Genomic DNA, 11,872 nt, shown 5'->3' with positions numbered 1-11,872 from the left:
ATTTATAAAAAGCATAGTCTGCATAATTAAGCAAAGCTAAGTTGCTTGGGCTATCCCCATATGCATATAAAATATAACTATTCCTGGTGCTGTATCTTTTTTTAAATTTTCCAGCTTATATTTTCCAAGACAGTACTCTTTTTTCATGCGACCAGTATATTAACTCTGTGCAAATCAACTGATCGAACTGATAATGATCAGCAGAATGTTTGAGATAAATGTCCCCGCCACTCACAAGAATACAAGTATGTCCTAGTTGTTAATGAAAATCTAAGCGATGTAATGCTTCTTTACGTAATTTCTTAATCAAGACTTGATTGAAGAAAATTAAAGCCTCTTCATTTAAGAAATCCATATCCTTTTCATTGAGAACAAACTGATCTAACTCAGTGTGCCAAGTCACACTATCCGCCTTAATTTGTGACTGAAATGCGGAATAAATTATACCTCGTAACATTTTAGACATAATCATGAAGAAACCTTACCGATTATCGTATGAAACGTGAGACATATTTTTCTAGTATAGTACTGTATGATAATTCATCAATTTGATTCGTGAGTAAGAATTGAGCTAGCGTTATTTATTTCGTCTTAAAGTTTTATGAACGAACAGTGTGTTGGCGTCTCGCTCTATCATAAGATAGGGTGTATCTATCGATAGAGCATGAGCGGAGCGTGTACGAAAAAAGCTCTTTTGATTAGTTCATAATTTCATCAATTTTGGCAGAGATTCTTGCTGATAAATAAGGATCTTTTTTTGCCAGGCTTTGGGCCACCTTTAGTTGAGCTACCGCAGCTCTTTTTTGTCCTTCAAGTAGTAGACATTGGGCTTGAGTAAAATAAGCATAATCTTTTTGATGTGATTGCGCTTGGGCTCGAGCTAACTCGCGACACAAAGGTAGATCATGTTTATATTTTCTACTTCCTTTAAGTAGAATACTGGTAGCCTTCTCATTTTGATTCGCAGCCAACAAACCTTGGGCATACGCCATAAGAGCGGCGTAATTATCAGGGTAATTTTTTTGTATTTCTTCTAATCGGGAGAGGGCTGCTTTATGTTGGGACATTCCTGTTTCAGCTTGTGCCATAGCAATTTGAAAATAGAGATTATTATTTTCTGTCAATAAAGGAGTTAAGACAGTGGCTGCTTTTGCATAATTGTTATTATTGATTAAAGTAAGGGCATGCCCATATTGGCAGGCATAAGCAGGGGTTTTTTTGTTGCATTGATGCTCATAATAATCAAATAGCGTTTTAGGATCTTGAGCGACTGATGTGCGGATTAATTCTTTAACCAAAGGATATTCCGGAGAATCTACATGGTGTTTGTGTGAAGATTGCGCGATACGGTTTTCTGCTTCTGCTACCCTGTCTCCATCCAGAGGGTGAGTACGTAGAATAGCAGGTACGTTTGCCGTATAGTAATACCGCGAATTTTCCTGCATTTTTTTAAAAAAAGCCGCCATCCCTTGGGGGTTGTATCCTGCTTTAGTCAACATATCAATCCCAATCCTATCCGCCTCTTTTTCTTTGGATCGTGTAAAATTGATATTGTCTTGTGAGAATCCTGTTAAAGCACCCATCATTCCAGCCATTCCTACTGTGGGATTAATTACTCCTAGAGCAGCAGATGCCAATATGGATGCAAGCATGGGAACGCGCATTTGTTTTTGATGTTCGATCATCCTGTAGAGATGGTGCAACCGTACGTGTGCAATTTCATGGGCCATGACTCCCGCCAGCTCACTTTCAGTACTCGTTGTTAAAATAAGTTGCGAGTTAATACCTATATGTCCCCCTGGACCGGCAAATGCATTGATTTCATTCGATTTTACTATAAAAAAATCAGGAGTTTTAATATGCCCTGCATGCGCTAGGCTTTTTCCGATGCGATTAATATATTGGCTTGCTAATGGATTTCGCTCCACGCTTTCTGATTGATTAATTTGCTGTACGAATTCTTTTTCTAACTGTTCCAGTTCGCTGGTGGAGTATGGAGACAGACCCTCGGCAAATGAGGGTCGGACAAGAAAACTCGCTAACAGTATCCAAAAAATGTTTTTCTTAATGTTCAATTTAATCATTAGGCTACTCAAAAATTGAATAATTTGTTATCATTCACGCATCGTAACTACTCATCCTTTCTCGTCATCCCGCGGTTTGTCCTTGGGATCACGTCTATTTAGCGTTGAGCAGCTACCATGCATCATAGAAAGGTACTTAAATAATGCACAAAAAGTTTTTGCTCGCAGCACTTGAACAGGCCCGTATTGGACAAGGTCATTGCGCCCCCAATCCCTGTGTTGGCGCGGTTGCTGTGCAAAATGGAATTATTATAGCACAAGCAAGTCATGGAGGGGCAGGAACTCCGCATGCAGAACAATTATTGTTAACACAAATTCCTCCTCAAATGCCAGGGGTTTGTCTATATATTTCTCTTGAGCCATGTAATCATTGGGGAAGAACGCCACCTTGTGTCGATGCGATTATCAATCATGGAGTGGAAGAAGTTGTTTTTGCTTATTTGGATCCTAATCCAGTAGTTGCTAAAAATAATTCCTCAGAAAAATTAAGAGCCCATGGAATTAAGGTGACGCATTATCCTGTAGATGAAATTACTGAATTTTATAAAAGTTATTCCTACTGGACTCAAACTAAAAAGCCAAGAGTAACCGTGAAAATAGCACAAACACTAAACGGTAAAATTGGTCGTTCCGTAGGAGAGCGGGTAATTTTATCTAATGCTTTATGTGGGGAATTTACGCATAAAATGCGCGCTGCCGCAGATGTGATTCTCACTACTGCCCAAACAATCCGTAGGGATAATCCCAAAATGAACGTGCGTTTAGGCCAGGAAGAACAGGCAAAGCCTGTTGCAATTATCGATAGAGAGTTGAACCTGGGGCAGCAGTCTATAATTTTTTCAACCGCCGCTCATTGTCATGTGTATCATTGCAATGAACGAGAGGTTTCTTATCCTAACAGTACTTTGCATTTAATGCCCATGAAAAATGGAGTAATGGATTTAAATGTTATGATGAGCCATCTGGGGGAGCTTGGGTATCATGATGTTTGGGTAGAAGCCGGTGGTGCACTTTTTAGTGCGTTGCACCAACAAGGGTTAGTTCATCGAACTTATTTATATATTGTTCCAAGTATTTTGGAACACGATGCAATTTCAGCATACCAGCAGAGTGGGATATTTGACCGAGCGCATACTATTTCTTGGCATGCTATGGGCGACAATATGATAGCATGTCTGGATTGGCTGGAGGATTAAATGAACACTGGATCAAATGAGGTCGCGTTATGAAGTATTCATTAGCTACAATAGAACACGCAGTGGAAACACTCAAAGCCGGTAAAATGGTTATTTTAATGGATGATGAAGATAGGGAAAATGAAGGCGATTTGGTCGTGGCTGCGGAATATGCTACACCAGAGGCAATTAATTTTATGTCTCGCTATGGTTGTGGTTTGATCTGCTTGTCTATGGCTGATGAACTCATTGATAAATTGCAATTACCGATGATGGCGCAAAATAATAGGTCTCCTTATGGTACTGCATTTACGGTATCCATAGAGGCAGCAGAAGGTGTATCTACAGGTATTTCCGCTAAAGATAGGGCTCGGACAATTAAAGTTGCGATTTCTTCTGAGAGTGGTCCTGCGGATGTTATTTCTCCAGGCCATGTTTTTCCTTTGCGTGCCAAGAAAAAAGGCGTTTTAGAACGTCCTGGACAAACGGAAGGTAGTGTGGACTTGGCAAAACTTGCTGGTTTAACTCCTGCTGCTGTAATTTGTGAAATTATTAACGAAGATGGCACCATGAGTCGACGTGATGAATTGGTTACATTTTCCGAACAACATAATATTCCTCTGGTAACGATTAAAGATTTGATAGAATATCGAATTCGCCATGAAAGATTAGTCAATGCGGCTGCTTCAACACGTATTCCTTTGCAAGACAAAGGTGATTTTAATATGACTGTTTTTGCAAATGAACTGGATGGTGCAGAACATTTCGCTTTGGTGAAGCCACCTATATTTGCTAATCGAGTACCTCTAGTACGTATTCACTCAGAATGTATTACAGGTGATATTTTGGGCTCGTGTAAATGCGATTGTGGCAAACAATTGGAGCAATCTTTGTCTCTAATTGCGGCTGAAGGGGGTGTTTTAATCTATTTACGCCAGGAAGGCCGTGGAATTGGTTTAGCAAACAAACTTAAAGCTTATGCCTTGCAGGAAGAAGGTTGGGATACCGTTGATGCGAATCATCAACTAGGTCTTCCTGCGGACAGCAGAAATTATGCCATTGCTTATCAAATACTTAAATATTTTGGTATTGATGCAATAAGATTATTAACTAATAATCCATCAAAAATTGCTGCGGTTGATCATTATGGTGTAAAGGTTATGGAGAGAGTGCCTTTAGAAATAGAACCTACTAAGGAAAGTCACCGATATTTAAAAACTAAGAAAGAGAAAATGGGGCATTTATTGGCTATTAGTTAGTTAGTTTCGATTCTTTTATGTTTGTATAGCCCTGGGTAAAGCGAAGCGAAACCCGGAGAATTTGGAAGCGAAAATCCAAGATTTCGCTTCAATCTCCCAGGCTATATGGAATCCGAACTCTATATTCTCTACTAAACAGTACTTAATTAGCAGGATACAAGGTCAATTATGACAAATTTTATTTTTATTACAGGTGGAGTAGTATCTTCCTTAGGAAAGGGTATTGCAGCTGCGTCGCTCGCGGCGGTTCTCGAAGCGCGTGGTCTTAAAGTAACACTGATTAAGCTTGATCCCTATATAAATGTTGATCCTGGAACGATGAGTCCATTCCAGCATGGCGAAGTTTTTGTGACCAATGATGGTGCTGAAACAGATCTCGATTTGGGCCATTATGAGCGTTTCGTAAATACCGTTATGACAAAACGTAATAATTTTACCTCAGGGAAAATTTATGAAAATGTCATTAAAAAAGAAAGAAGAGGGGATTATTTAGGGGGAACGGTTCAGGTAATCCCCCATATTACTAATGAGATCAAACGCTGCATTAAATTAGGTGCCGACGGTTTTGATGTGGCAATGGTTGAAATTGGTGGAACTGTAGGTGACATCGAGTCATTACCTTTCCTTGAGGCCATTCGTCAAATGCGAATTGAATTGGGTGTGCAAAGAACGTTATTCCTTCATCTGACTTTGGTGCCCTATATCGCTACTTCAGGTGAAACGAAAACAAAACCAACGCAGCATTCGGTAAAGGAATTGCGATCTATAGGTATTCAACCTGATATTTTGATTTGTCGTTCAGAAAAAGCATTACCCATGTCTGATAGGGCAAAAATTGCCTTATTTACTAATGTGGAGAAAGAAGGAGTTATTTCTCTAGAAGATGCGCCAAGTATTTATCAAATTCCAAGAATCTTGCATGAGCATGGGCTCGATGACATTGTAGTAAAAAAATTGGGTCTTGACGTAAAACCAGCTGACTTAAGTGAATGGGATCGGGTTGTGGCTATGAGAGCCGTTCAAACCGCAACAGTGAAAATTGCCATGGTCGGGAAATATATTGAGTTAAATGATGCGTATAAATCCATTAATGAGGCCTTACTGCATGCTGGGCTTCATACCCAAACGAAAGTCGAAATTGTTTATTTGGATGCGGAGTTAATTGAAACTCATGGTGCTTCGCTTATAGAAAGTATTGATGGAATTCTTGTCCCAGGAGGTTTTGGAGAGCGTGGTGTTGAAGGTAAAATCAAAGCAATCCAATATGCTCGAGAGCATAAAATTCCTTTCTTAGGGATTTGTTTGGGAATGCAAACAGCCGTTATTGAATTTGCCCGAAATGTTGTTGGTTTAAAAGATGCAAATTCGACTGAATTTAATAAAAATACCTCGTATCCTGTGCTGGGCTTAATCAATGAGTGGATGGATGCTGATGGGTCCAAACAACTTCGCGATGAAGATGGTGATTTGGGTGGTACCATGCGATTAGGGGCACAAATGTGTCAATTAGTAGAAGGTACATTGGCATATAGTGTCTATGGAAAACCACAAATAATAGAACGTCATCGACACCGTTATGAAGTGAATAACAAATATGTAGAAAGCCTGGTTGAACATGGGTTGATTATCTCCGGCCGCTCAGCAGATAATTCTTTAGTGGAAATGATAGAATTATCCGATCATCCCTGGTTTTTGGCATGCCAATTTCATCCGGAATTTACATCGACTCCAAGAGCAAGTCATCCATTGTTTAAACAATTCGTACTTGCTGCTCGCAAAAAACATCAAGGAAAAAATTAAGAATGAAATTATGTGGATTTGAAGTAGGTTTAGATAAGCCCTTATTTTTAATTGCTGGACCCTGTGTCATTGAAAGTGAAGAACTGGCTTTGGAAACCGCGGGTTATTTAAAGGAACTATGTAATCAATTGCAGATTCCTTTTATATATAAATCTTCATTTGACAAAGCAAATCGTTCTTCTATATCCAGCTACAGAGGACCAGGCTTTGAAAAGGGCTTATCCATTTTAGAAAAAGTAAAAAATCAAGTGGGTGTACCTATTTTAACGGATGTCCACGAAGATACTCCATTATTGGAGGTATCGAGCGTGGTAGACGTGTTACAAACTCCCGCATTTTTATGCAGACAGACTAATTTTATTCAGAAAGTGGCTTCGATGAATAAGCCTGTTAATATCAAAAAAGGTCAATTTTTAGCTCCATGGGAAATGAAGCACGTGATTGATAAAGCAAAGGCATGTGGTAATGAGCAGATTATGGCCTGTGAGCGCGGCGTAAGTTTTGGATACAATAATTTGGTTTCTGATATGCGCTCTTTAGCCATTATGCGTGAAACGGGTTGTCCTGTCGTTTATGATGCAACGCATTCAGTGCAATTGCCTGGAGGAAATAATGGGGTTTCTGGGGGGCAACGCGAATTCGTTCCTGTTCTTGCTCGTGCTGCAGTAGCTGCAGGTATTTCAGGATTGTTCATGGAAACTCACCCTGATCCCGATAAGGCGTTGAGTGATGGTCCTAACAGTTGGCCTTTAGAGAAAATGAAACCTTTGTTGGAATCCTTAAAGGCGTTGGATGCAGTATATAAAAATACAGGGGAAATTGAGTAATCAATTCTTCCCCTTAATCTCATGCTATGGGCATCATGCTATAATATACTTAAATACTTTTATTGAGCATATTATGAAAAATTCTAAATGGCATGAGATTAAATTAAAGCATGAGGATAAAGAAGAACTGACTAAGGATAAAATTAATTATGATCCTATCGATACTAAAATAGAATTAGAACAGAGCAGGAAAATTAATTATGATCCAAATGACACCCAAGGTGAAATGGATGTTCTTACGAATACTCGCGTGGGTGAGACACGTCTCCCTGCACAGCTCATGAATCAGCAAAACCCTTTAGATTCGAATGATACGCCTGCGGAGACTGAAGATCTGGAACCTGATGCTCCAAAACTTAGCTAATCATTGCATAGTGTTCTGAGGACCTGCCTCCTTTAATTTCACACTATTTTTTAAATTGTTTATCCATCTTTGTCTATTTTCATTGCCCATGTCACTTTTCTTAATGACATACTGCAAAAGATAGATTCCATTGTTGTCTTTAATTAACATTTCCAGCTCATCTCGAATTTGGTTTTCTGGTTTTTCTATTCTTATTTCTAATAACACCCGGTTTTCTGTATCTTCATGGAAAGTAATGATGGGTTGATAACCCAAATCGGTTAGATTTTTTATTAAGGTGTTAGCAAATTGTTTTAATGATGTTTTTTTCTGTAAGCCGGGAAAATACTGACTTGTAACTAATTCAAGCCAATGATTTATATCATCGCCTGCGGGAACGTATTCGATTGTTGTGCCAATTGAATTTTTGTTGCCCCAAGCCATTTTCCAAGGACGCTCATCAAATGAAATTTTTAATTGCTCATAGTTTCTTATTTGAGAATCTATGGGGTTAGAGTCTGTTGTTGAATTACAATAAAGGACACCTTTATACAGGTAGTATTGCACGCACTGAGTGTCATTTTCTGGAGTGACCTTGATCATATTGTCTAAAGAAAATGGAGCTCCCTGTGCTAAAGAACTCATCATAACGAAGGTCCAAATAAATGGAATCGAACTGAGGGTTTGATGCATGATGGCTCTTTTTAAGGATTGGTGTATAAAGAATAGCTTATAAATATCAATTCGTTAAAGTTTTGACTCTTAGTCCACGAACTAATCTTTTGGAGAAACCTTGATTATGAACTTTGGGGAGGGGGAGATAAGGTGTAATTATATTTCGTTAAAATTTGGCTCCTGGTTCGAGCCAAATTTTGGGTTTTGGAATAAAATTTACTTGCGCTAGAAACCTCTCCGGATTATAGGAAAGGTAAAAAATTAGCTGATATCGCTCATAGTGGATACCGCATGATAACCGGCATCAACGTGAACTACTTCGCCAGTAATCCCTGAAGCCAAGTTAGAGCACAAAAATGCAGCTGTATTTCCGACTTCTTCAATAGTAACGTTTCTATGGAGCGGGGTAATATTAGCATAGGCAGTTTGAATTTTACGGAAATCTTTAATTCCAGCCGCAGCAAGTGTTTTGATTGGTCCTGCTGATATAGCATTAATGCGGATGCCTTTGGAACCTAAGCTTGAAGCTAAATAACGTACTGAAGCTTCAAGACTAGCCTTTGCGACTCCCATAACATTATAGTTAGGTACTGCTTTTTCAGCACCATAGTAACTTAAGGTTAAAAGAGAACCTTCAGTACCTTCCATCATAGGTAAAGCGGCTTGTGCTAGCCCTATTAGACTGTAGGCACTGATATCATGAGCAATTCGAAAGCCTTCACGTGTGCAAGATGTTACAAAATCTCCACTAATTTGATCCGCTGGAGCATAAGCTACTGAATGAATTAAGATATCCAAATGATCCCAATGCTTGCGAAGATTTGAAAACAGAGCTTGGATTTCTTCATCATGAGCTACATCACAAGGAAAGGTTAGGGATGAATTGAATTCAGCTGCCATTGTTTCAACACGATCTTGTAAACGCTCATTTTGATAGGTAAAAGCTAACTCAGCCCCTTGCTCATGAAATGCTTTGGCAATGCCATAAGCAATCGAGCGATTGCTAGCTAGACCAATAATAAGTGCTTTTTTTCCTGTTAAAAATCCCACCATTCTCTCCTCAATTAATTAACATGAGTTCGATATAAAAGGCATTTGATGACTTTTATCGCTAAACGAATGTTATCCCGTAAAATGCTCGCATTTATAAGCGGCTCTAGTTTTAAATAATTAAGTTCGATATGAAAAAATAAAATTCTTTTTTTCCATTTCGAACCCACATTAATTAGTATGCAATGCTAATAATTCCCGCATCTTAGCTTGAATCATTTCAATAGCAATCCTGTTTTCTCCTCCGCGAGGAATAATAATATCTGCATAGCGACTAGATGGTTCTATAAACTGCAGGTACATGGGACGTACCGTGGTTTCATATTGGTGTACCACAGATTCAAAAGTTCTATGCCGTTCAACCACATCTCTTTTTAAACGCCGGGTTAAACACACATCGAGCGGAGTGGACATGAAAATTCGAATATCCATTATTTCACGTAATTCTTTATCGCTAAAGAGTAAGATACCTTCAAGGATAATAATTGCGTGTTGCCCGACTGTTCTGGTTTCAGGCAAGCGCATGTGTTTTGAGTGAGAATAAATTGGAATTTCAACCGGTCTACCATCTCTTAATTGTCGTAAATGGTCACAAAGTAATGCATGATCAAAAGAATCAGGGTGATCGTAGTTTATTTTTTCTCTTTCAGGGAACGGTAAATGACCATTATCTTTATAGTAGGCGTCTTCAGAAATAACTACTACTTGTTCCGAGCCAAGCTCATTGACAATTGTATTCGCTAAAAGACTTTTACCTGATGCAGAAGGGCCTGAAATCCCAATAATTATCGCTTGTTTGTTCATGATGATATCGTTAGAAATTTCGTGCAAATACTAAAGGTTTTTTGCGTTAAATTCAATCTTTAATTAGGGTTTGCTTGTTATAGTACTGTTTTTTAAAGCTTCAAAACATACCAATTCTTTAATATAAGTTTAGCTGATTTCTATAGTTAAAATAGTGCCCTGGGCTGTTAGAAAACCCAGGGTCTATTTTTAATTAAAAGCCGATACCACTTCCAGCAAAGGATGTCCCACAGCTCCAGATGGATTTTTTATCATAAGTATCGCGGATAAAGTAGGAGCAATATCCGTCGTGTAAGTGGAACGAAAGATACGTTGTGGTTTAAAATCAGGATGGACGAACAGGAGCGGAACATAACTGTCATATTGCCATGGACTTCCATGAGCTACACGGTCTATACCCTTAGTACCATTGGATTGATTTGGAGGTTGAACCAGGTACAGATCTCCAGACCGGTCTGGGAAATACATTTTATCCACTTTAGCACTAAGCCAATCTTTTTCACTATCCGTAAGTGGCAATGCATAAGCTTTGAAAATTCCAGGCTGTAGCGTTAAAGCCCGTGCAAGATAACGCTTCACCTCGCTCAGTTTTATTTTATGCTGACTTATCACTTTATGATTGAGATAGATATAAGGCGGAGTGACGGACATTAATGTTTCTTCTGGGAGCGTATATTGTTTCTTTAATAATCTACGAATGTATTGCTCCATTTTAGGGACGTCAATGGGATTAATTTCATGCATACGATGTGCTTTGAGATAAGTTGGTCCATCATTTACACCATGATCGGCAGTAAGCACAATAAGCGTATTGTTGAGGCCTACCTGTTTGTCAATAACTGATAAAAGATGTGCGAGAGTCTTATCTAGTTCTAATAAATTATCCTCTGACTCCAGGCTATGGGGACCAAATTGGTGGCCAATTGCATCAACGCCAGAAAAGCTAATACCTAAATAATCAGTTTTTCCAGAAGATTGTCCCAATCGTTCTTCAGTTAAAAGATGTTCGGCAAAATCTGCAGTGAGTTGGTCCGCTTTGGGGGAACGCGATAGAGACTTAAAGTATTCGGGGCTTGGTGCTTGAGTTATGTGGTGCGGAAAAGTTTGACCAAAAAGCTCATCTTCATGGTAAAAAATAGGCGAGTTAGAATTTTGATATTCAGTTTTAGAGCGACTCAGATGCCAGGCGTAGTCTTGAGGAGAATAGTTTTTATTCCAATTTTTAACCCACTGAGGATATTGGGTATAGTAGTAGGTACTGGTAACAAAACCACCATTAGTTGTATCAAACCAAAACGCTTTACCCGCATGTCCAGCTAGGGTTATAGCTGAACGATCTTTTAAAGACACACCAAAGACACGTCCTTTTTGGGAGAGTATCACTTCATCGCTTAATGTCGAGGTATACAAATTTTTAGGAGAGCGCCCTGGAATCACAATACGGGTATGAGGTGTTCGCAGTACATTAGTTTTTAAATCCTCCATGCAATAGACCATTTGCTGTGATTTTCGGTCATACCATTCATTATTTACAACGCCATGTAGTGCGGGGAAGCTTCCTGTTGCAACTGTAGCATGACCTGCACAAGTAGTAGTATTGGCATGCGGATGATGCGTATTATGGTAATCTATGGCATGACTTAATAGATAATTAAATCCGCCATTACCAAATTGTTGCTGATGTTGAAAGATTAAATCACCACGTAATTGATCAATTACCAGTTGAACAACCAATTTGGGTTGATTTATTTGTGCAAATGCATTGAGGCTAATTAGAACAAGAAAAAGGGAGCATAGGTATTTTTTCATAACCATTCCTGATGCGAACTTAAAGAGGTAAATTAATCAACACAGC

The 11,872-nt window shown here is 38.9% G+C and carries 11 protein-coding genes; 5 read left to right on the top strand and 6 right to left on the bottom strand.

The window, feature by feature from the left end; all coding sequences use genetic code 11:
• Positions 1-259: 259 nt before the first annotated feature.
• Entirely contained in the window at positions 260-466 is a 207-nt protein-coding gene (locus tag ACWTE2_RS14700; RefSeq protein WP_454785931.1) for a hypothetical protein, read from the bottom strand.
• Positions 467-698: 232 nt separating this feature from the next.
• Positions 699-2,084 (bottom strand): M48 family metalloprotease, encoded by a 1,386-nt coding sequence (locus ACWTE2_RS14695; protein ID WP_182393198.1) that lies wholly within the window; start codon positions 2,082-2,084, stop codon positions 699-701.
• Positions 2,085-2,227: 143 nt separating this feature from the next.
• Here ACWTE2_RS14695 and ribD point away from each other — a divergent pair, with 143 nt between their 5' ends.
• The 5 genes from ribD (at position 2,228) to ACWTE2_RS14670 (ending at position 7,509) form a co-directional block, all read left to right on the top strand.
• Positions 2,228-3,280 (top strand): bifunctional diaminohydroxyphosphoribosylaminopyrimidine deaminase/5-amino-6-(5-phosphoribosylamino)uracil reductase RibD, encoded by a 1,053-nt coding sequence (ribD, locus tag ACWTE2_RS14690; protein WP_454785930.1) that lies wholly within the window; start codon positions 2,228-2,230, stop codon positions 3,278-3,280.
• A 29-nt stretch (positions 3,281-3,309) separates the two neighbouring features.
• Entirely contained in the window at positions 3,310-4,518 is a 1,209-nt protein-coding gene (gene ribB, locus ACWTE2_RS14685; RefSeq protein WP_454785929.1) for a 3,4-dihydroxy-2-butanone-4-phosphate synthase, read from the top strand.
• 168 nt (positions 4,519-4,686) lie between these two features.
• A complete protein-coding gene (locus tag ACWTE2_RS14680; RefSeq protein ID WP_454785928.1) occupies positions 4,687-6,318 on the top strand; it encodes a CTP synthase in 1,632 nt (543 codons plus the stop codon).
• Between the two features lie 2 nt (positions 6,319-6,320).
• Entirely contained in the window at positions 6,321-7,145 is an 825-nt protein-coding gene (gene kdsA / locus ACWTE2_RS14675) for a 3-deoxy-8-phosphooctulonate synthase (protein WP_182393202.1), read from the top strand.
• 73 nt (positions 7,146-7,218) lie between these two features.
• Complete coding sequence (locus tag ACWTE2_RS14670; RefSeq protein WP_454785927.1) at positions 7,219-7,509, top strand: hypothetical protein; 291 nt, start codon at positions 7,219-7,221, stop codon at positions 7,507-7,509.
• On the opposite strand, the gene ACWTE2_RS14665 is transcribed toward ACWTE2_RS14670, so the two are convergent.
• The 4 genes from ACWTE2_RS14665 to ACWTE2_RS14650 all read right to left on the bottom strand — a co-directional run bounded on the left by ACWTE2_RS14665 (position 7,510) and on the right by ACWTE2_RS14650 (position 11,826).
• Entirely contained in the window at positions 7,510-8,181 is a 672-nt protein-coding gene (locus tag ACWTE2_RS14665; protein ID WP_454785926.1) for a hypothetical protein, read from the bottom strand.
• A 243-nt stretch (positions 8,182-8,424) separates the two neighbouring features.
• A complete protein-coding gene (locus tag ACWTE2_RS14660; RefSeq protein ID WP_454785925.1) occupies positions 8,425-9,216 on the bottom strand; it encodes an enoyl-ACP reductase FabI in 792 nt (263 codons plus the stop codon).
• Between the two features lie 168 nt (positions 9,217-9,384).
• A complete protein-coding gene (udk, locus tag ACWTE2_RS14655) occupies positions 9,385-10,017 on the bottom strand; it encodes a uridine kinase (protein ID WP_182393204.1) in 633 nt (210 codons plus the stop codon).
• A 189-nt stretch (positions 10,018-10,206) separates the two neighbouring features.
• Positions 10,207-11,826 (bottom strand): alkaline phosphatase family protein, encoded by a 1,620-nt coding sequence (locus ACWTE2_RS14650; protein ID WP_454785924.1) that lies wholly within the window; start codon positions 11,824-11,826, stop codon positions 10,207-10,209.
• Positions 11,827-11,872: the final 46 nt, after the last annotated feature.

This window comes from Legionella nigrisilvae (assembly GCF_977063395.2).
Note: the sequence above shows the minus strand (reverse complement) of the source record. Positions and strands in the feature narration are given on the sequence as shown.